The following is a 19,505-nucleotide window of genomic DNA, read 5'->3' as shown; positions in this document are numbered from 1 at the left end:
CGAGACCCTCAAATCGCCACCTGCGTTCCGATCTCGACCACGCGCCCGGTCGGGATCTGGAAATACTCCGTTGCATCGGCCGCCGTGCGCGCCAGTCCGATGAACAACTTGTCCTGCCACACCGGCATGCCGGAATTGGGCGAGGCCTTGAGCGAGCGCCGCGACAGGAAGAACGACGTGGTCATGATATCGAACTTCCAGCCCTGCTTGCGGCAGATCGCCAGCGCGCGTGGAATGTTGGGCTGTTCCATGTAACCGAAGGTCAGCGTCACCCGCATGAACAGTTCGTTGACCGTCTCCATCTTGACGCGTTCGCTGTCGGGCACCACCGGCTGCGGCGCCGTCACCACCGAAAGGATGACGTTCTGTTCGTGCAGCACCTTGTAGTGCTTCAGGCTGTGCATCAACGCGGTCGGGGCGCTGAGCGGATCGCTGGTCAGGAACACGGCCGTGCCCGAAACCAGTTGCGGCTTCTTCTTCAACAGATTGCCAGCCAAGAAATCGAGCGGGATCTCGTTGCGGCGGGTCTTGTCGAACAGATAGCGGCTGCCCCGCACCCAGGTCCACATGGCCAAAATGACGGCAAAGGCCACTGCCAGCGAAGCCCAGCCGCCTTCGAAAACCTTGACGATGTTGGAGGCAAAGAAGCCTATATCGATGAAGGCGAACAACGCCGTCATCGCAACTGCCACCCAGAGCCGCCATTTCCAGATACGGGTCATAACGACAAAGAGCAGAACCGTCGTCACCAGCATGTTGCCGGTGACTGAAATACCGTAGGCCGAGGCAAGCCTGCTCGATTCGCCGAAACCGACGACCAGCAGCATCACCGTCAGCGCCAGCAGCAGATTGACGCGCGGCATGTAGATCTGGCCGGATTGTCTTTCCGACGTATGCAGGATTTCCAGCCGCGGCAGCATGTTGAGCTGCACCGCCTGCCTGGTCAGCGAAAAGGCGCCGGAAATCACCGCCTGGCTGGCGATCACGGTTGCCGCCGTCGCCAGCACCACCATCGGGATAAGCGTCCATCCCTGGTTCATCTCGAAGAAGGGATGCCCGACGACGCCACCATGCGCCAGCACGAACGCGCCCTGCCCGGCATAGTTGAGCAGCAGGCAAGGGAACACGATCGCCAGCCAGGCGAGCACGATGGGCTTGCGCCCGAAATGGCCAAGATCGGCATAGAGCGCCTCGGCGCCGGTGACGGCCAGGAAGATAGCACCTATCGTAACGAAGGCGACGTCAGGCGAATTGATCAGGAAGGCAACGATGTAGTGCGGGCTGACCGCCAGCAGGATTTCCGGGTCGTCCATGATGTGGTTCAGGCCGGAAAGCCCGATGGCCAGGAACCATACGGCCGTCACCGGGCCGAACACCAAGCCCACGCCGCCCGTGCCGAACCGTTGCACCGCGAACACCATGGCGAGAATGAGCAATGTCAGCGGCACCACATAGGGCTGAAACGTCGGCGTGACGACATTCATGCCCTCGACCGCGGAAAGCACCGAGATTGCCGGCGTGATGACGGCGTCACCAAAGAACAGCGAGGCGCCGACTATGCCGACGCCGAGGATCAATGCCGACCGCTTCGGCAAACTGCCGCGTGCCAGTGCCATTAGCGACAGCACCCCGCCCTCACCGCGGTTGTCGGCCCTTAGCACGAACATGATGTATTTGATGGTGACGATAATGGCCAGCGACCAGATGATCAGCGACAGCACGCCGAGAATGTCGCCGCGCTCGGCGACATTGCCGCCGGATGATGCATGCAATGCCTCACGGAACGCGTAAATCGGGCTAGTGCCGATATCGCCATAAACCACACCGAGCGCGCCCAGCATCAACACCTTGGTGCTGTGCTGTTCGATCTCTGGATGGCTCGATTGTTCGACGGGTTCTGCCTCACTACCAGCATTGGCAAGGGCCATGGGCGACACTCCGATATGCGCGCGGTGCTCTACGCTTGCTGCAATGCAATATCAAGTGCCGCCGCGTTATGGCTGTCATGCCGGCAACGCGAGGCTCTCATCTCTACCACCCGCATGCCCCGAGAAACCGTCCCACCGTACCGGCCATGCCATACTCCAACGCATCGGCTGTCAACCCATGTCCTATCGACACTTCGGCCAATGCCGGGATGCGCTTTACCAGTGCCGGCAGGTTCTTCACCACCAGATCGTGCCCGGCATTGACCTGGAGCCCGGCGGCAAGTGCGGCGTCGGCGGTTTTTCCCAATCTTTCCAGCTCCTTCGCTGCCTTTGCGGTATCGGAATGATAGCTGCCGTAAGGACCCGTATAGAGCTCGACCCGGTCGGCGCCGGTATCACGCGCGGCCGTCACGCCTTCAGGGTCGGAATCGGAAAACAGCGATACACGAAAGCCCCCCTTTTTCAGGCGCCTGACGATGGGAGTGAGGAACGCAGCCTCGGCGGCAAAGTTCCAGCCATGATCGGAGGTCGCCTGGGCAGGATCGTCCGGCACCAGCGTCACCTGTTCCGGCTGGTGCTTTTCCACAAGCGCCAGGAAATCCTCGTTCGGATAGCCCTCGATGTTGAACTCCGCCTTGGGAAACTCGTCGTCGATCAGCGCCCTTATCTCCGGCAAGTCGGAGTGCCGCGTGTGCCTTTCGTCGGGGCGCGGATGCACCGTCAGCCCATGCGCACCGGCGGCAAGGGCAAGGCGACCGAGCCCGATCACGCTCGGCCACGGCAGGTCGCGCCGGTTGCGCAGCATGGCGATGGCGTTGAGATTGACGGAAAGCTTTGCAGGCATGGGCTTTGGATCCGGTTTTTGGCAGCGCATCTATACTGGCTTTGACGGGAACAGACAGGGGGTTTCGGGTGTTCCAGTCAGGTATCGACCTGCAAGCAGAGGACAGCCAATGAATTTTCTCGACTCCGTACCGGCGATCCGCCGTATCGATACCAACCGTGAAGACCTCTTTGCCATCGACGTCGTCGGCCATGTCACAGCGGCCGACGCGGAAAACCTGTTCGGCCTGCTGGAGGCTGCCTACGCCCTGCATTCCAAAATCGACGTGCTGGTGCGCCTGGTAGATCACGATGGCGTCGACTGGGCAGACATGTCGGACGAGACGCTCGAACAGGGCACGGCCCATGCGGTGGCGCATGTCGGCCGCTGCGCGGCGATCGGCGAGCCGGACTGGATACCCTACGCCCAAGGCTTCTTCGCTGCTTCACTGCCCGAACTCAGGCATTTCACAGCCCAAGACGAAGCAGCCGCCTGGCAATGGCTCGGCGCCAGTCCGATTGCCCAAACGTGATGAGAATCACGCGCCAGCCGATCTGGCCTTTCTGCGGTGCCGGTTCTTGCGCATTTGATGAATCCAAAATTTTGCCCTTGTCAGCAATGGCGGACGGATCATGAAGCGAGACAAATGATCCCGCCACAATGCGTGATTGCCTGTCCAATCGTCGCCGCTGTCGTCTTCGGGAGATGGCAGCAGCAGGAACTTTCTGCGCGGCGCCATTCCCTGAACAAGGTCTGTGATCTCGGCCAGATCGGGCTTCGCCACGGGCCGGCTCAACACGAACAAGGTCGAGAGCCCGCAGGTCAGTGCCTTCCTCGTGTTCGCGCACCAGACATCGTGTTTCCGGCGCGCTTCCGGATACAATAGATCCAGCGTCGCTTCGGTCACGTCCTCGGGAAATTCGTGAATGTGGTTGGTGCCGAAACGGCGGTTGAAGACCCTTTTGTTCTCGATATACAAATCGTCGCGCTCGAACATTCCGACAAAATCCCGTCGCAAATATTCGATCAGAGCCGACGGCGGCGTGACCTGCCCGTCGAAGACGCCGCGTTTTCCGCCGTAGGCCAGGACTTTCTTGATATGGAATTTTCCCCGGCAAACGGGTCCGAGACTGACAGCCTGTTTGAAGACCCGCGCCATGATCGGAAACTAGACCATGATGTTTCCGTCTGGAAGCGGTTCCGTCTCCCGGCCTATCGCACTATCGTCAAACGCTCGGCCGCCCGTGTGATCGCGGTGTAGAGCCAGCGCTGGCGGGTTTCCTTGAACGCCCAGCTTTCGTCGAAAAGCACGATGTTGTTCCACTGCGAACCCTGCGCCTTATGCACGGTCAGCGCGTAGCCGTAATCGAAATCGTCGAAGCGCTTTTTCTGCTGCCAGGGGATATCGGCGTCCGGATCCTCGAACGCCGCCTTGAGCAACTTGATCTTGGCGACACCGCGATCCGGATCGTCCTCCTCCGGTGACACCAGCAGATTGATGCCGGGCTTCACCGTCTCGCGCGACGAGGTCATCACCTTCCACAGCGAGCCGTTGAGCAGCCCCTTGGCCGGGTCGTTGCGCAGGCAGACCAGCTTGTCGCCGGCCTGCGGATAGTCGGCATTGAACCCTTTCAGCTCGCGCAGCCGCTGATTGTAGCGGCGCCGCGTGCGGTTGGTGCCGACCAGCACCTGGTCCGCCTTCAGCACCAGCTCCTGGGTGACGTCTTCCTTGCCGATCACCTGCGCCGTGCCATAGTCGCCGCGCATGAACTCGCGGCCCTCGCGCACGTCGAGCGCCAGCCGGATGATCGGGTTGTCGCGCGCCTGCCGGTGGATTTCGGTGAGCAGGACATCCGGCTCATGGTCGGTGAAGAAACCGCCGCCCGAGATAGGTGGCAACTGGCCGGGGTCGCCCAGAACGAGGATCGGCGTGCCGAAGCTCATCAGGTCGCGGCCGAGTTGCTCGTCGACCATCGAGCATTCGTCGATGACGACAAGCTTGGCCCGTGAGATCGGGCTTTGCCGATTGAGCGAAAAGGTCGGCGTCATCGAGGTCTTGCCGGTAACCTCGTCCGACACCGATTCCTCGCCCTTCGGCCGGTAGATCAGCGAATGGATGGTGCGGGCATTGACCGCGCCCTTGGAACGCAGCACCTGCGCCGCCTTGCCGGTGAAGGCAGCAAACTGCACCTGGCCTTCGACATGCTCGGCGAAATAACGCGCCAGCGTCGTCTTGCCGGTGCCGGCATAGCCGAACAGCCGGAAGATCTGCGGCCGGCCTTCCTTGAGCCAGCGCGCCACCGCCTGCAGCGCCTCATCCTGTTGGGGAGAGAATTCCATCGGTTCGACAGACCGGATTCGCGAGAGAAAGACAAGCTTGGCCGCCGGCATATCTGCCGCAGTCGGCGGCGAACGCAGCGCCTACAACGGAATAAGCTATCAGTCAAAAACAAGAACGTAAAGGGAACAAAATCCCTTCTTCCGAAATCAGGTCTCGGTAAAAAACTGTCAGCCGTAGGCAGCCACTGCGGGCGGCGGTTCGTCGTCTGGAAACGGCCCCGGAACTGGGGCGTATCCGAAATAGCGGACACTCAAACGCGCTTGCCCTTTCGAAAGCAACCGCAGCGTATCCTCCAGCTTGAACATGGTGGTAAGCGGCACCAACGCGTCGATCTTGACGTCGGTCCCCAGGCCTTCCTGACCCTGAATTCTGCCGCGACGGCCCCTCAAATCCCTGACTATGCCGCGGACCGAATATTCCGGCGTGACCACCTCGACCTCCGTGATCGGCTCGAGCAGTTGCACGCCAAGCCTGGGCGCGGCTTCCCTGAAACAGGCACGACCGGCGATCTCGAAGGCCAAAGCCGAGGAGTCGGTTTGATGAAAGGCGCCATCGACCAACGTCGCCTTCAACCCGATCATCGGAGAACCGGCAAAGGGGCCGGAGACCAGGACACCGCGCACTCCTTTTTCGACGCCGACGGCATGCTCATCGCGAACCGCGCCATTGGGAATCCTCGACACAAACACGAACTCCGGATCGTGCCCATTCGGCTCGAACAGCAGCTTCACGCGGGCAAACTGACCCATCCCATGTGACTGCTTCTTGTGCGTGTAATCCTGTTCGTGCTTGCGGGTGATCGTCTCGCGATAAGCCACATCCGGAGCACTGATATTCAGGGCGACCTCGAACTCGTTAACCAAGCGATGGATGATAAGATCAAGCTGAAGCTCGGCGTTGCCGGAGACAATTGTTTGCCCAGCTTCCTCGTCCCATGTGAAGCGGAAGCCGAGATCCTCATCCGCAAGGCTCGACAAGGCGATACGCAGCTTTTCTTCATCGGCCTCCGACTTCGGCTCGATCGCAATTTTCAGTAAAGGCCAGGGCGCTGAAGCGATCTCCATCATGGCAATAATGTCGCCTGAAGCGTCAATATTTACAACCGGACAGGCAGCGAAATCCAGAGCAGCATAAAGGAAGTCTAAATTGGCCCAATGATGTCGTTTAGGCCGTACGTTATTGTCAGGACCCCGGATCGTTCTCCAACAAAATCGGCTTGCCGTGCGGCGTGGCATGCGCAGCGCGTTCCCAGGCGGCGGCGAGTGTGTCGACATCGCTCTTGCCGGCGACACCCTTCGCCGACAGCAACTTTTCCAGTGCTGCCAGCCAATGCTCGTAATAGTCATGCCCGTCGCTTGCAGCACCCGGCTTCTTCACCTCTGCGGACAGCGCATCAGCCCATTCGATCCAGGAAAACAGGCCCTTGTCGTGCAGCGCCACCGTCATGGCGAAGGCTTCGGCCTGCCACGGTTCGGCGAACACCGGCTCGTCGAAACCGGCCGGCAACGTGCCCTCATGCCGGCTCAAGATAGCTCTCCCAGGCGTCGATCGAAACGGTCAGCGTCGGGTCGGCGCCCTCGCCCCAGATCTCCGGCCCTGCAAACACGACGGTATAGACCCATTGCGGGTTTTCGCCGCGTCCATGCGCATTGCTGTCTGGAAAGACGAAAGCGTCGCGCACCGCCTCGATAATTCCCTGCTTGCCGCGCGCATAGCGCGGCAGCCGGGTGTGGCCGGTCGGATGAAAAGTCTTCGTCCGCACATGATCGCCCGCCTTGAAGCGCGCCAGCGTGGCGACCGGCCGGTCGCAAGGTCCGCCCTTGGCCAGCGCCGCCGGCACGTTTTCCGCCTGGAGCACCCTCTTGGGTGTCGCGGCAGGATCTATTGCCTGGCCGCCCTTGAGATCGCGGTCGCTGACGAAGCCGTGCCGCTTGAGCAGCACCTCAAGCGCCTTGATCCAGATCTGGTAGTAGCTGGACGCATAGTAGTCGGCGGGATGCAGCGATTCCCGCGCGTGCCGGCTCTCGTCGATGTTCCAGGCGCCCATGGCGCCGGCGGTGAGAGTCACGCCGAGCGCCCGCCTTTCCCAAGCGGCATGGAAATACGGCTCGTCCTTTTCGGGCGCGATTGGCCCGAAACCCATCTGCCCGCCGAGATCGTGCGGCCCGTTCATGCCGGTTGCCTCGCCAGGCCGGTGCCGATCATCGCATCGCGCGTCACCAGATCGGCGAGTTGCTCCTCGCTCCAGCCCTCGGTGCCCTCGGGTCTCATCGGCACCACGAGATAGCGCAGCTCGGCGGTCGAATCCCAGACGCGGATCTTTTTCCCCGCCGGCAAGGTCAGCCCGAATTCCTCAAGCACCCCGCGCGGATCGATCACCGCCCGCGACCGGTAAGGCGGCGCCTTGTACCAGACCGGCGGCAGCCCGAGCACCGACCAAGGATAGCAGGAGCAGAGCGTGCAGACGACGAGGTTGTGCGTGTCCTCGCTGTTGAAGACCGCCTGCATGTGCTCACCCTGACGGCCGGTATAGCTGAGCGATTCGATCGCAGCCGTCGCATCGCGCGTCAGCCTGGCGGCGAACTCCGGATCGGCCCAGGCCTTGGCCACAACCTTGGCGCCGTTGCGCGGGCCGATTTTTGTCTCGTAGGTTTCGACGATGACGTCGATCGCCGCCGGATCGATCAACCCTTTCTGGGTGAGAATAGTTTCCAGTGCGCGCACCCGGGCGGCAAAAGGATCGAGTTCGTTGTCGTGGTCATGATCGTGGGCCATGACCCCAAATTAGGAGCGCCAGCGCTTAGCCGCAAGCACGACTCCTTGTGCCAAGGACGCTTAACGCGAAACGGCGCTTCCTCGATTCGCTTTACTCTCAGATTTGTTTTCTGACGTGCGATATTGCCTTATTCGGCGGCCGCCTTTTGCGGTTCGACGATCCGGTCCTCCGGGCCGAATAAGGAAGGCTGCTCGCCGGTTTCGACTGCATGCAGCGCCGGTCGCTTCTTACGCCACGAGAAAGCGCCAAGCAGCCAGCCGGAGAAATTCTCGAAATAGACATAGATCACCGGTGTGACGAACAGTGTCAGCGCCTGCGAAGCCAGAAGCCCGCCGACCACGGCGACGCCGAGCGGCTGGCGCAGTTCAGCACTTGCACCGGTGCCGAGTGCAATCGGGAACGTGCCCATCAGCGCGGCAAGCGTCGTCATCATGATCGGCCGGAACCGCATCAAGCAGGCCTTATGGATGGACTCGGTCGCCGACATGCCTTCTCGTCGAAGTTCCAGCGCGACATCGACCATCATGATGCCGTTCTTCTTGACGATGCCGATCAGCATCAGGATGCCGATCACAGCGATGACGGAAAGGTCCATGCCGGCGAACCGCAGCGCGACCACGGCCCCAAGCACTGCCGAAGGCAGGCCGGTCAGGATGGTGAGCGGATGGATGAAGCTCTCGTAGAGTATGCCAAGAACGATGTAGATGGTGAGGATGGCGCCGCCGATCAGCAGGCCCTGGTTGGCTAGCGAATCCTCGAACGTCTTGGCCGTGCCGGCGAAGCTGGTCGAGATCGCCGTCGGCATGCCGATCTGCTCTTTCAGCGCGTTGATGCGGGTCGTGCTGTCGCCAAGCGCAACGCCCTCCGGCAAATTATACGAGATGGTCACGGCCGGAAGCTGCCCGAGCTGGTTGACGGTCAGCGCGCCGGCGGTGCGGTCGACGCGGGCGAAGGCGCCAAGCGGAACCAGGCTGCCACTCGCTGTCCTCACCTGGATGGCCAGCATGCGCTCAGGCGACCACTCGATCTTGGGATCGAGCTCCATGATGACCTCGTAGCTGTCGGCCGAGCCGAAGATCGTCGAAACCTGCTCGGTACCGAACCCGCCATAGAGGCTGGAGCGCAGCGTATCGGTATCGATGCCGAGATTCGCCGCCTTGTCGCGATCGACGACCAGCGACGCCTGCAGCGCGTTGTTCTGCAAATCGCTGGTGACATCGGTGAAGTGCGAGTGATCGGCAGCCATCGCGTCGTTCAGCTTCTGCGCCCAGATGTCGGTCTGGCCGGTATCCAGGCCCTGCACCACCAGCTGATAGGCGCTGGCGGAAGACCGCGAGCCGAGCCGGAGGTTCTGCACCGGTTGCATGTAGGTTTCGATGCCCGCCACATTGGCCAGTTGCCGCCTCAGATCCGACAACACCTTCTCGATGTCGGGGCGCTTGTCCTTGTCTTTCAGTTGCACGAACAGCTGACCCTGGTTGAGCGCATTGCCGCCGCTGCCGGCCGACCACGCCACATGGTCGACATAGGGCGAATGCGAGAAGACATTGGCCACCTGGCCTTGCAGCTTGGCCATGGCATCGAAGGAAATGTCCTGGCGCGCGATGGTCGTCACCGAGATCTGGCCGATATCTTCCTGTGGGAAGAAGCCTTTTGGCGAAATCTCGATCAGCCAGACCGACGCCGCGGCCGTTCCGACGAAGACGAGGAACACCAGGAAAGTGTGCCTGAGACAGAAGGTCAGAACCCGGTCATAGCCACGCGTGAAGAAGTCGTGCCTGTGGCCGTCGCCATGCGCGGCTTCCCGCTCCGCCTTCGACACCGATAACAGCCGCGAGCATAGCATCGGCGTCAGCGTCAGCGAGACGAACATCGACGCCAGGATGGCGACCGTCACCACGACGGCGAACTCGTTGAAGATGCGGCCGATCACCCCGCCCATCAAAAGCACCGGGATAAAAACCGCCACCAGCGAGATCGAGATCGAGATGATGGTGAAGCCGATCTCGCGTGCGCCCTTCAGCGATGCGTCGAAGGCCGAGAGTCCATCTTCCTCCATGTGGCGGAAGATGTTTTCCAGCATGACGATGGCGTCGTCGACGACGAGCCCGACCGCCAGCGTCAGGCCCATCAGCGATATGTTGTCGATGGAAAAGCCGAACAGGAACATCGCACCGAGCGTGGCGATCAGCGAGATCGGCACCGCTACTGCCGGAATGATGGTCGCCGTCACACGGCGCAGGAAGACGAAGATCACCATGATCACCAGGGCGATGGTGAGCAGCAGCGTGAACTGCACATCGCTGACGGCGGCGCGAATCGAAGTCGAGCGATCATTGAGCAGCTTGATGCTGGAGGCAGCCGGCATCTGGTCCTGGAAGGACGGCAGCATCGCCTTGACGTGATCGACCACGTCGACCGTATTTGCATCGGGCTGACGCTGCACCGCCATTATGATGGCGCGGGTGCCGTCATACCAGCTTGCCGTCGTCGTAGTCTGCACCGAATCGATGACGCGGGTGACCTCGCCCAGCCGCACCGGATGACCGTTCTTGGTGGCGATGATGAGATCGGAGAACCCTGCCGCGTTGTCCAGCTGTGTGTTGGCCGTGATGGTCAGCTGCTGCTGGTTATTCTGCAGCACGCCAAGCGGCGTGTTGCTGTTTGCCGAGGCAATCGCAGTCTGCAGCTGGTCGATCGAGATGCCGCGCGCGGCAAGCGCCGTGGGGTCGATCTGGACGCGCACCGCATATTTCTGCTGGCCGAAGATCGAGACCTGCGCCACGCCGTCGAGCGTCGACAGCGACGGCGAGATGACGTTTTCGGCAAAGGCATCGAGATCGGTCAGCGGGACCGTGTCGCTGACCAGTGACATCAACAGGATCGGCGCGTCGGCCGGATTGACCTTGCGATAGCTCGGCGGGCTGGTCATCTCCGGCGGCAATTGCCGCTGCGTGCGCGCGATCGCCGCCTGCACGTCGGCGGCGGCTGCATCGATGTCCCGGTTGAGCACGAACTGGATGGCGATCGAGGTCTGGCCGAGCGAGTTGGTGGTCGAGATCGAATCGATGCCGGCGATGGTGGCGAACTGCTTGATCAGTGGTGTTGCCACCGAGGTCGCCATGGTTTCCGGCGAGGCACCGGCCAGTTGGGCCGAGACGTTGACCACCGGGAATTCGGCGCTGGGCAGCGCCGCCACCGGCAGAAACTTGTAGGCAAACAGCCCGCCCAGGATGAGGGCGAACGACATGAGCAGCGTGGCGACGGGCCTGCGGATGCAGAATTCGGAGATCATGGGCGCGCCTCGCTCGCCTTGTCGGCCGCCCCGGCCTTGTCAGCCTGGGCGACCTTCGAAGCCACCTGGTCACTGGCAGCGGTCGCCTTGCCTTCGTGGACGGCTGCACCGTTCTTCAGTCTGGTCTGGCCTTCGACCACGACACGCTCGCCGCTCTTCAAGCCCTGGCTGATGGCGCTGTTCTCGCCTTCGGTCAGCGCCACCTGCACCGGCCGCATCTCCACCGTGTTGTCGGGCTTGATCACGTAGACGAACGGACCCTTCTGGCTGGGCTGGACGGCAACGGTGGGAACCGAGGTCATCTGCGGCATGATGCCGGCATCGATGACGACATTGACATACTGGCCCGGCCACAACGAAAGATCGGCGTTCGGCACGCTCGCCCGCGTGGCGATCGTGCCGGAGGCGGTGTCGACGCTGGAATCGACGAAATCGAGGGTTCCCTTGCCGATCGGCGTCGGATCGCCGTCCTTGGTCAGGGTCACTCCACCCTGCAGCGGTTTGGCCAGCGCCTTGTGCAGCAAGGCAAGGTCGCTTTCCGGAAGGTTGAAGTTAACCTGCAGCGGGTCCATTTGGGTGATCGTCACCATCGGAGTCGCGGTGCTGCTGTTGCCGTTGCTCGTGGTGACGAGATCGCCGACGGCGACGCTGACCGCGCCAAGCCTGCCGGATATCGGCGCCGTGATCGTGGCAAAGCCGAGCTGGACCATATCGGCATCGAGCGTCGCCTTGTCGGCGTCGACCGTGGCCGCTGCCGCCTTTTGCGCCGCGACCGCCTGATCGTATGTCTGCTGCGTGCCGGCCTGCTTGGCGACAAGGTCCTTGGCGCGGGAAAGATCCGCCGTCGAGCTGGCGAGCATTGCCTGGTCCTTGGCGAGTGCTGCCTGGTCCTTCGCGAGCTGCGCCTTCAGCGCGCGGTCATCCAGCGAGAACAGCAGGTCGCCGGCCTTCACCATCTGCCCATCCCTGACGGCGATCGACACGATCTGGCTCGATACCCGGGCGTTGATGCTGACCACGGCCGGAGAAGAGATAAATCCGATGGCATAGCGCCGGATCGGGAAATCGGCCGTCGAAGCCGTGGCGGAGACGATCGAGGCCGAACGCCCGCCCCCGCCTGCCCCAGCTTTGTCTGATGCCTTGGCTGTCTTGTCTGTATTGTCGGTCGCAGCCGCTTGCTGGTCTGAAATCAGTTGTTTGACCTTGCCCATCGCCGTGGGCGAAAGGTAGAGCCCGGCACCCCCAACGCAGATCACCGCAATCACTGCAAAGACGATTTTTCCGCGCATCGACAACAAGCCCTCTGACCCGACACGCCGAACCCGGTGGTCTTATTCCAGCTTAATTCACGGCCCCTTGCCGCGATTTTCGCCGAATAGATAGGACATGGCTTTGGCGGAAAAGGGCCAAAACGCGGCATTACGAAGATTTAATGTGCACTGCACAATAAGGCGGCAGCTAGCGCAGCATCGGCCATAGCGTCGCCGCCAGCAGCACACCCATGGCGATGTTGAACCATTTCAGCCGCACCGGGTCCGACAGGAAGCCGCGCAACGCCGTGCCGAAACCCGCCCACACCGAAACGCTCGGCAGGTTGACGGCGGTGAAGGCGACCCCGATCAGCAGCACCGACAGAAACGGCTGCTCCGGATTGGCGTAGACGGCCATGGCGGTGATCGCCATCACCCAGGCTTTCGCATTGACCCACTGGAATGCGGCCGCTTCGATAAAGCGCATCGGCCGCGCCTCCGCCTCGCCCTTGCTGGAGAGCGAGCGCGACATGGCGATCTTCCAGGCGAGATAAAGCAGGTAGGCGCCGCCGGCGATCTTCAATCCGGTGTGCAAGGCCGGAACCGCCGTCAGCACCGCGCCGAGGCCAAAGCCGACAGCAAGCAACAGCACGAGAAAACCGATGCTGATGCCGAGCATGTGCGGAACGGTTTTCACAAAGCCGAAATTCACGCCCGAAGCCAATAGCATGAAGTTGTTCGGCCCCGGCGTGATCGAGGTTACGAAGGCATAGACTAGCATGGCGAAGAATGTGTCGAGGGTCATGAGGATCACAAAGGGCAGCAATGCTGACTTAAATTGACGACGCGCTGAGTGCAACTGCAATCCGTTGGTCCAACGCGCCCGGCGCCTCTTGATGTCTTCAGCCTGGCCATAGCTGAAACTTCTATCTGCCGTGAGGCTGTGCCGACAACAGGCCAGCAGCGGACACCGTTTCGTGGTGGCCGCGCAGGCGCCGCAATCCTTTGCGTTTCGGGGTGTTCTCCGGAAGTTTTACACTATGCGCAAGACGCAAGACGGCAAGAGCGCGAATGAGCATCCAGCCGAGATCGATCTGTCCCCGTTCCAGCCCTAGCTTGGCTGACTCGGGAAAGGCGTGATGATTGCCATGAAAACTCTCGCCAAAAGTCACCAGTCCGAAACGCGGCAGATTGTAGCCTTGAACGGCGACGTCATCGACGCACCATCCTTGTTGGCCACTCCGGTGCGCGAAATGCCCGATCAGCCAATGCCCGGTGAGAGACACGGAGATGCGCACCGCGATGCCCCAGACCACCCAGCTCCAGCCGCCAAGCACGAGGAACAGGATCGCCCAGGGCAGTTGCTGCAGCATCCATGTGCGCTCGACGAACTTGTAGAACCGGTCATTCCTGATCGACGGCTCGATGACGAAGGCGGGCGGATTGCGTAGCGCGACCGCGCAATGCATCTGCCAGAAGGCGTCGGTGAAAAATGGCCGGCGATGAGCATGGAGATCGTGACATGCCGTCTGGCGCTGAGCCCAGTCACGAATATCGTGGGCATAGATCATCCCGAATGGACCAGCCATGCCGACGAGCACGCCAAGATAGACCAGTGCATGCTCGATCCAGATATGAACCTTGAACGACCGGTGGATAAGCAGGCGATGCATGCCGACCGAGTGTCCCGCGCAGATCGTCACCGCCGTTGTCACCACGAACAAGGCGAAGGCGCTCCAACTAAATGTCATCGGTCCGAACACAATGGCGGCGATCGTCATAGCACCGACCCAGATCGACTTTGCCGGCACCCAGACGACATCGCCGTCTTCGGCGTCGCTGTCTTGTTGGGATATCATTCTTCTTGTGGATATGGTTTTCATCGGTACCCTCCTGCTGAAACATTTCCGAACCACAGCCTTGCCTTCTGGCGCATTGGCCATTATTTAGGCAATAAGCTAATCATCTATTATTTCAAATTAGGTATTTAGGCAATAGTCTAAATATTGACGGCAGAAAGCAGACCGAGGCGCATCGCTCGCGCCTTCACATCACGAGGTAGCAAGTGTGATCGAAGACGCGGAGCATATATCGGATGCGGAAACGGCTGTTGGCGCAAACGGCGCGATACAGCGCGTGTTTGAGGCGCTGTCATCAGCGCCCCGGCGCAAGATCCTCGCCTATCTCGCGCACTCTTCTCTGACCGCCGGCGAGATCGCAGCGCGCTTCGACATGTCGAAGCCGTCGATCTCGCAACATCTCAGCATTCTGGAGACGGCCGGCCTTATCGCCAGGGAGCGGCAGGGACAATTCATCCATTACTCGCTGGTCGAAAACAATCTTGTGAACACGCTGAACGGGTTCGTTCAGGATGTCTGCCCGGTATCGCGCCCGATCAAGAAGGAGAGCAAGGCGCTGGCCGTCGGCAAGGTCAATGCCAAACCGGCAAGATCGTCGGACTGAGAGCTACATCCCCTGCGGGCCGCGGTTCAACGCCGCCACGCCGGTGCGGCAGATCTCGACCAGACCGAGCGGCTTCATGATGGCGATGAACTGGTCGATCTTGGAGCCCTTGCCGGTGATCTCGAAAATGAAGTGCTCGGTGTTGGCGTCGATGACGCTGGCGCGGAAGGCGTCGGCAAGCCTGAGCGCCTCGACGCGGGTCTCGCCGGTGCCGGCGACCTTGACCAGCGCCAGTTCGCGCTCCAGCGGCCGCTCCTGACCGAGCTCGTGGGAGCGCACGGTGAGATCGACGACGCGGTGCACCGGCACGATGCGCTCGAGCTGGTGCTTGATCTGCTCCAGCACATGAGGCGTGCCGCGCGTCACGATGGTGATGCGCGACAGGTGCTTCTCATGCTCGGTTTCGGAGACGGTCAGGCTCTCGATGTTGTAGCCGCGCCCGGAAAACAGGCCGATGACCCGGGCAAGCACGCCCGGCTCATTGTCGACCAGCACGGAAAGCGTGTGGTTCTCCGGCTTTTCCGTTTCCTTGGCGATGAAATAGGCGGAGCCGGTCGGCTGTAGCTGTGCGTTCATGACATGAATCTCGATTTCAAGCTCTTGATCTAATTCTCTGTTTACGCACGGCTTCTTCCGACAAGCCCTGCCTCGGCTTTTTGGCTAGACCAGTTCCCTGCCCTTGGCGTCGATGGCGTTGGCAACGGCCTCGTCGGTGGCCTCGTCCGGCAACAACATCTCGTTATGCGCCTTGCCCGACGGGATCATCGGGAAACAGTTGGCCAGCGTCGCCACACGGCAGTCGAAGATGACCGGCTGCTTCACCGCAATCATCTCCTTTATGGCGTCGTCCAGCTCGTCGGGCTTCTCGCAGCGAATGCCGTGGCCGCCATAGGCCTCGGCCAGCTTGACGAAATCGGGCATCGCCTCGGTGTAGGAATGCGATAGCCGGTTGCCGTGCAGCAGCTGCTGCCACTGCCGCACCATGCCCATATACTGGTTGTTGAGGATGAAGATCTTGATCGGCGCGTTGTGCTGCACCGCCGCGCTCATCTCCTGGATCGTCATCTGCACCGAGGCGTCGCCGGCAATGTCGATGACCAGCGCGTCGGGATGCGCGATCTGCACGCCAAGTGCTGCCGGCAGGCCGTAGCCCATCGTGCCCAGCCCGCCTGATGTCATCCAGCGGTTCGGCTTCTCGAAATGATAGTGCTGCGCCGCCCACATCTGGTGCTGGCCAACCTCGGTGGTGATATAGGTGTCCATATTCTTGGTCAGCTCGTACAAGCGCTGCACGGCGTATTGCGGCATGATCACGTCGTTGTTCATCTTGTAGGCGAGCGAATCCCGCGCGCGCCACTTGGCGATCTGCTCCCACCACGGATAGAGGGCCTTCTTGTCGGCCTTGGCGGTCGCCCGCCACAGCCGCACCATATCCTCCAGCACCCGGCCGACATCGCCGATGATCGGCACGTCGGTATGGACGTTCTTGTTGATCGACGACGGATCGATATCGATGTGGATCTTCTTCGAGTTCGGCGAGAACGCGGTCAGCCGCCCGGTGATGCGGTCGTCGAAGCGTGCGCCGATGCAGATCATGACGTCGCAATCATGCATTGCCATGTTTGCTTCATAGGTGCCGTGCATGCCGAGCATGCCCATCCAGTTCTTGCCAGACGCCGGATAAGCGCCGAGGCCCATCAGCGTCGAGGTGATGGGAAAGCCGGTCAGGTCGACCAATTCGCGCAGCAGATGGCTTGCCTCCGGTCCGGAGTTGATGACGCCTCCGCCGGTGTAGAGGATCGGCTTTTTGGCGCCGGCCATCAGCTCGACCGCCGCCTTGATCTTTTCGAGGTCGCCCTGGACCTTCGGCTGGTAGCTGGTGCGCGGCGCCGTCTGCGGCGGCACATAGATACCTCTGGCGAATTGCACGTCCTTCGGAATGTCGACCACGACAGGACCGGGACGCCCGGTTGTCGCGACATGGAAGGCCTCATGGATGGTGGCGGCGAGCTCGTTGACGTCCTTCACCAGCCAGTTGTGCTTGGTGCAGGGCCGCGTGATGCCAACCGTGTCGCACTCCTGGAATGCGTCGGAGCCGATCAGCGAGGTCGGCACCTGCCCAGTCAGGCAGACCAGCGGGATGGAATCCATCAGCGCATCCTGCAGCGGCGTCACCGCATTGGTGGCGCCCGGCCCCGAGGTCACCAGCATGACGCCGGCCTTGCCGGTCGAGCGCGCATAGCCTTCGGCCGCATGGCCGGCGCCCTGCTCGTGGCGGACCAGGATGTGCTCGACCTCGTCCTGTTGAAAAATCTCGTCGTAGATCGGAAGGACAGCGCCACCCGGATAGCCGAAAATATGCTTGACGCCATTGTCCTTCAGCGCCTGCACCACCATTTCGGCGCCGGTCATCTCACGCCGTTCGTTCTGTCCGTTGCTCATCGGTCTGGTCCCGTACTGTCGCCATTTGGGCGTTGCTGGTCGTTTAGTCGTGTTTCAGGCAATAAAAAAGGCCCCCGAGGGAGCCTGTGTCTTGCGCATGGGAGGTTTCCGCCCGGCGGTTACACCGCCTTGCCCACGCGCCTTCCTACTACGAGAATGAGTGCCGTTTTCATGGTGGCGGACAATAGGATTGGTTTTGCGCCGCTGTCAACGGCCAATGTGCACGGCTTCGACCTGTCCCAGGCATGCAGATGGTGGCAGGCTCGATCAACTTGCCGCGAGGAGCGGCTGGTAGCGTAGTGGGACGGCTTGCGGCTGGCAGGCGGTCCCGGCAGCCATCCGGCCTGTACGGCGTCACCACGCCTTGCCCGTCGAAGCAGAAACACATGTACTGCCTCCTGCCACCGTCAGGCGCGATCGCGAAAGTCGCGGACGACCCGCTCAAGCAGCGGCATATAATCGCGGAACGCCCGCGTCTTCATGTTGGCGACCTTGCCGCCCTCATCCCAGATGCGAACCCGTACCGCTTCCTCGTGGAACGGGTTCTTGCGAAACTCGGCGACTTCCTCGGCATTCATCGGGCCGCCTTGGAGCGACAGCGTATGGACCGAAGCCTGCGAAAGCCTGGAGAAATAGGTCGGGTCGGTGGCGCAGAGATATCGCTTGGCCGACACATGCAGCCTGACGCATTCGACGATGACAGGCGGAAAAAACGGCGCCAGCACTTCGCCGCCGGCTTCGTCATGGTGCTTGTCCTCGACATCGTCGGGAGAATAGGTGCCGAACTCGCTGGTGTAGTGGCCGATGTCGTGCAGGAGCGCGGCCGCGACCAATGCGTCCGGCGCGCCGTCCTGTTCGGCAAGCCAGGCGCCTTGCAACATGTGCTCGGACATCGTTACCGGCTCTCCGAGGTAGGATTCGGCCCCTCGCCGCTCGAAAATGTCGGCGATGAATTCGACGATGGTATCGGCGGTCGGCCGTTGCTTGCTCATTCGGCAGCTTCCTTGAAACCGTGTTCGATCGCGGCCAGCGTCGACAACAGCCCGTCCTTGTCGGCGTAGCATCCCTGCAGCCAGCGCTTGCCGGTTCCCGAAAACGCCTTGCGCGCATGCATCACGCGCGTGTTGTCGACGATGAACGCCTGCCCCGGTTCGAGCTTGAAGGTAACCTCGAAAGCGGGATCCTCGATCATCTCGGCGAAGCGGCGATAGGCGGCGTAGTAGCCGGCCATATCGGTGAACGGCACATCGGTGGTGGCGGCAAGTGAACGGTTGTTGAAACGGATGGCGATCAGTTCGCCGTCCGGGCCAAGCTCGATCATCGGACGCTTCGACCGAAGCCGAACGCCCGACGAGCCGGCATATTCGAAGCGGGCCGGACATGAACTCAGCAGGCGGAAACCTTCCGGGTTTTCCGCCTGCAACGCAGCGGCAACCGCAAAACCGTCGACCACGCTCGATTCGCCGCCGTCGACGGTGTTTTCGATACAGGCCAGAACCTGCAGTGTCGGCACCGGATCGCGATAGGGATTGTCGGTGTGCGCCTGCAGGCCGAGATTGGTGTAGGCGAGATTGCTTGGGTTGACCTCGGCACGTACCTCGAACCAGCGCCCGTAGTTGGTCTCCCTGATATAGCCGAACAGATCGACCACGTTGCACAGCGCCCCGGATTCCGTCGGCAGCCCGTCCATGACGGCGAACCCGTAGGTCCTCACCGCGGCCAGCCAGACTGCCAGCACCGCGGGATCACGCGCCGCTGCTGGGTAGTCGACAAGCGGCACGGTGTGCTGCATCGTCGGCTTGGTCCAGCGCCGGATGGCGTCGCCGGTCCAGCCCGCCGTGACTGGCATCTCACGATCGTAGGCGTTGGCCCGCAGCCATGCGGATGGGAATGTCACATCCTTGCCTTCCGGTAGGAAGCGCAGTCGCAGATCGCCGCGTTCGATCGTAGCTTGCCCGATCCGCGTATCGGCCGGGATATCGAGAATGGTGATCAGTCGCTGGCCGTTGCCAGAGCTTCGCGTCTTGTCGTCGAGCGCGTTGTCGCGCAGCCAGATCGCATGAAAGCGGGAACGCTTGCCGCCGCTCCAGGTCAGCTCCACCGTTCGCCCGTCCTCGGCGATATCAGCATTGGTCAGCATGATCGGAATCCCCTGCCTGGCTTGCACTATTGCACGGTGATCCCTGG

Annotated in this window: 18 protein-coding genes; 2 read left to right on the top strand and 16 right to left on the bottom strand. The window is 61.7% G+C overall.

Annotated elements, in window-relative coordinates; genetic code table 11:
* Positions 1-8: 8 nt before the first annotated feature.
* Both LHFGNBLO_RS19845 and LHFGNBLO_RS19840 read right to left on the bottom strand, forming a co-directional pair.
* Complete coding sequence (locus tag LHFGNBLO_RS19845) at positions 9-1,928, bottom strand: potassium transporter Kup (RefSeq protein ID WP_258600948.1); 1,920 nt, start codon at positions 1,926-1,928, stop codon at positions 9-11.
* A 103-nt stretch (positions 1,929-2,031) separates the two neighbouring features.
* Positions 2,032-2,772: a pyridoxine 5'-phosphate synthase gene (locus LHFGNBLO_RS19840; protein ID WP_258600947.1), complete on the bottom strand. Its 741-nt coding sequence runs from the start codon at positions 2,770-2,772 to the stop codon at positions 2,032-2,034.
* A gap of 109 nt (positions 2,773-2,881) precedes the next feature.
* Here LHFGNBLO_RS19840 and LHFGNBLO_RS19835 point away from each other — a divergent pair, with 109 nt between their 5' ends.
* Positions 2,882-3,283: an STAS/SEC14 domain-containing protein gene (locus tag LHFGNBLO_RS19835; protein ID WP_258600945.1), complete on the top strand. Its 402-nt coding sequence runs from the start codon at positions 2,882-2,884 to the stop codon at positions 3,281-3,283.
* Positions 3,284-3,289: 6 nt separating this feature from the next.
* On the opposite strand, the gene LHFGNBLO_RS19830 is transcribed toward LHFGNBLO_RS19835, so the two are convergent.
* The 10 genes from LHFGNBLO_RS19830 to LHFGNBLO_RS19785 all read right to left on the bottom strand — a co-directional run bounded on the left by LHFGNBLO_RS19830 (position 3,290) and on the right by LHFGNBLO_RS19785 (position 14,296).
* Complete coding sequence (locus LHFGNBLO_RS19830; RefSeq protein WP_258600943.1) at positions 3,290-3,910, bottom strand: hypothetical protein; 621 nt, start codon at positions 3,908-3,910, stop codon at positions 3,290-3,292.
* Between the two features lie 53 nt (positions 3,911-3,963).
* On the bottom strand, positions 3,964-5,091 hold the full coding sequence (locus tag LHFGNBLO_RS19825; RefSeq protein ID WP_258600941.1) for an ATP-dependent DNA helicase: 1,128 nt from the start codon (positions 5,089-5,091) through the stop codon (positions 3,964-3,966).
* A gap of 168 nt (positions 5,092-5,259) precedes the next feature.
* Positions 5,260-6,159 (bottom strand): hypothetical protein, encoded by a 900-nt coding sequence (locus tag LHFGNBLO_RS19820; RefSeq protein ID WP_258600940.1) that lies wholly within the window; start codon positions 6,157-6,159, stop codon positions 5,260-5,262.
* 115 nt (positions 6,160-6,274) lie between these two features.
* Positions 6,275-6,619: a nitrile hydratase accessory protein gene (locus tag LHFGNBLO_RS19815; RefSeq protein ID WP_258600939.1), complete on the bottom strand. Its 345-nt coding sequence runs from the start codon at positions 6,617-6,619 to the stop codon at positions 6,275-6,277.
* Positions 6,606-7,265, bottom strand: coding sequence for a nitrile hydratase subunit beta (nthB, locus tag LHFGNBLO_RS19810; RefSeq protein WP_258600937.1), 660 nt, complete (start codon positions 7,263-7,265; stop codon positions 6,606-6,608). Before nthB ends, LHFGNBLO_RS19815 begins: the two co-directional genes overlap by 14 nt.
* Positions 7,262-7,867: a nitrile hydratase subunit alpha gene (nthA, locus tag LHFGNBLO_RS19805; protein ID WP_258600936.1), complete on the bottom strand. Its 606-nt coding sequence runs from the start codon at positions 7,865-7,867 to the stop codon at positions 7,262-7,264. Before nthA ends, nthB begins: the two co-directional genes overlap by 4 nt.
* A gap of 128 nt (positions 7,868-7,995) precedes the next feature.
* Positions 7,996-11,163, bottom strand: a complete 3,168-nt coding sequence (locus LHFGNBLO_RS19800; protein ID WP_258600935.1) for an efflux RND transporter permease subunit — start codon at positions 11,161-11,163, stop codon at positions 7,996-7,998.
* Positions 11,160-12,452, bottom strand: a complete 1,293-nt coding sequence (locus LHFGNBLO_RS19795; RefSeq protein ID WP_258600934.1) for an efflux RND transporter periplasmic adaptor subunit — start codon at positions 12,450-12,452, stop codon at positions 11,160-11,162. Before LHFGNBLO_RS19795 ends, LHFGNBLO_RS19800 begins: the two co-directional genes overlap by 4 nt.
* Before the next feature lie 169 nt (positions 12,453-12,621).
* The gene (locus LHFGNBLO_RS19790) at positions 12,622-13,218 is read right to left on the bottom strand and encodes a LysE family translocator (protein WP_258600933.1); all 597 of its coding nucleotides are present in this window, start codon (positions 13,216-13,218) and stop codon (positions 12,622-12,624) included.
* A 121-nt stretch (positions 13,219-13,339) separates the two neighbouring features.
* Entirely contained in the window at positions 13,340-14,296 is a 957-nt protein-coding gene (locus LHFGNBLO_RS19785) for an acyl-CoA desaturase (protein WP_258600932.1), read from the bottom strand.
* Positions 14,297-14,483: 187 nt separating this feature from the next.
* Here LHFGNBLO_RS19785 and LHFGNBLO_RS19780 point away from each other — a divergent pair, with 187 nt between their 5' ends.
* Positions 14,484-14,876 carry a metalloregulator ArsR/SmtB family transcription factor gene (locus LHFGNBLO_RS19780; RefSeq protein WP_413774724.1) on the top strand — a complete coding sequence of 131 codons (393 nt, stop codon included), beginning with the start codon at positions 14,484-14,486 and terminating at the stop codon, positions 14,874-14,876.
* Positions 14,877-14,879: 3 nt separating this feature from the next.
* On the opposite strand, the gene ilvN is transcribed toward LHFGNBLO_RS19780, so the two are convergent.
* The 4 genes from ilvN to LHFGNBLO_RS19760 all read right to left on the bottom strand — a co-directional run bounded on the left by ilvN (position 14,880) and on the right by LHFGNBLO_RS19760 (position 19,458).
* Complete coding sequence (ilvN, locus tag LHFGNBLO_RS19775) at positions 14,880-15,452, bottom strand: acetolactate synthase small subunit (RefSeq protein WP_258600930.1); 573 nt, start codon at positions 15,450-15,452, stop codon at positions 14,880-14,882.
* An 84-nt stretch (positions 15,453-15,536) separates the two neighbouring features.
* Positions 15,537-17,318 carry an acetolactate synthase 3 large subunit gene (locus LHFGNBLO_RS19770; RefSeq protein ID WP_258600928.1) on the bottom strand — a complete coding sequence of 594 codons (1,782 nt, stop codon included), beginning with the start codon at positions 17,316-17,318 and terminating at the stop codon, positions 15,537-15,539.
* Between the two features lie 407 nt (positions 17,319-17,725).
* The gene (locus tag LHFGNBLO_RS19765; RefSeq protein WP_258600926.1) at positions 17,726-18,310 is read right to left on the bottom strand and encodes an HD domain-containing protein; all 585 of its coding nucleotides are present in this window, start codon (positions 18,308-18,310) and stop codon (positions 17,726-17,728) included.
* Positions 18,307-19,458, bottom strand: coding sequence for a gamma-butyrobetaine dioxygenase (locus LHFGNBLO_RS19760; RefSeq protein WP_258600924.1), 1,152 nt, complete (start codon positions 19,456-19,458; stop codon positions 18,307-18,309). The genes LHFGNBLO_RS19765 and LHFGNBLO_RS19760 overlap by 4 nt, the downstream gene beginning before the upstream one ends.
* Positions 19,459-19,505: the final 47 nt, after the last annotated feature.

This window comes from Mesorhizobium sp. AR10 (assembly GCF_024746795.1).
Taxonomy (GTDB): domain Bacteria; phylum Pseudomonadota; class Alphaproteobacteria; order Rhizobiales; family Rhizobiaceae; genus Mesorhizobium.
Note: the sequence above shows the minus strand (reverse complement) of the source record. Positions and strands in the feature narration are given on the sequence as shown.

What these genes read in the sequence shown, in the direction of transcription:
- ilvN (WP_258600930.1), bottom strand. Translation starts at nt 15,452, where the DNA reads ATGAACGCACAGCTACAGCCGACCGGCTCCGCCTATTTCATCGCCAAG.
- LHFGNBLO_RS19790 (WP_258600933.1), bottom strand. Translation starts at nt 13,218, where the DNA reads ATGACCCTCGACACATTCTTCGCCATGCTAGTCTATGCCTTCGTAACC.
- LHFGNBLO_RS19770 (WP_258600928.1), bottom strand. Translation starts at nt 17,318, where the DNA reads ATGAGCAACGGACAGAACGAACGGCGTGAGATGACCGGCGCCGAAATG.
- nthB (WP_258600937.1), bottom strand. Translation starts at nt 7,265, where the DNA reads ATGAACGGGCCGCACGATCTCGGCGGGCAGATGGGTTTCGGGCCAATC.
- LHFGNBLO_RS19800 (WP_258600935.1), bottom strand. Translation starts at nt 11,163, where the DNA reads ATGATCTCCGAATTCTGCATCCGCAGGCCCGTCGCCACGCTGCTCATG.
- LHFGNBLO_RS19785 (WP_258600932.1), bottom strand. Translation starts at nt 14,296, where the DNA reads ATGAAAACCATATCCACAAGAAGAATGATATCCCAACAAGACAGCGAC.
- LHFGNBLO_RS19825 (WP_258600941.1), bottom strand. Translation starts at nt 5,091, where the DNA reads ATGGAATTCTCTCCCCAACAGGATGAGGCGCTGCAGGCGGTGGCGCGC.
- LHFGNBLO_RS19760 (WP_258600924.1), bottom strand. Translation starts at nt 19,458, where the DNA reads ATGCTGACCAATGCTGATATCGCCGAGGACGGGCGAACGGTGGAGCTG.
- LHFGNBLO_RS19820 (WP_258600940.1), bottom strand. Translation starts at nt 6,159, where the DNA reads ATGATGGAGATCGCTTCAGCGCCCTGGCCTTTACTGAAAATTGCGATC.
- LHFGNBLO_RS19840 (WP_258600947.1), bottom strand. Translation starts at nt 2,772, where the DNA reads ATGCCTGCAAAGCTTTCCGTCAATCTCAACGCCATCGCCATGCTGCGC.
- LHFGNBLO_RS19765 (WP_258600926.1), bottom strand. Translation starts at nt 18,310, where the DNA reads ATGAGCAAGCAACGGCCGACCGCCGATACCATCGTCGAATTCATCGCC.
- LHFGNBLO_RS19795 (WP_258600934.1), bottom strand. Translation starts at nt 12,452, where the DNA reads ATGCGCGGAAAAATCGTCTTTGCAGTGATTGCGGTGATCTGCGTTGGG.
- LHFGNBLO_RS19845 (WP_258600948.1), bottom strand. Translation starts at nt 1,928, where the DNA reads ATGGCCCTTGCCAATGCTGGTAGTGAGGCAGAACCCGTCGAACAATCG.
- LHFGNBLO_RS19835 (WP_258600945.1), top strand. Translation starts at nt 2,882, where the DNA reads ATGAATTTTCTCGACTCCGTACCGGCGATCCGCCGTATCGATACCAAC.
- LHFGNBLO_RS19830 (WP_258600943.1), bottom strand. Translation starts at nt 3,910, where the DNA reads ATGGCGCGGGTCTTCAAACAGGCTGTCAGTCTCGGACCCGTTTGCCGG.
- nthA (WP_258600936.1), bottom strand. Translation starts at nt 7,867, where the DNA reads ATGGCCCACGATCATGACCACGACAACGAACTCGATCCTTTTGCCGCC.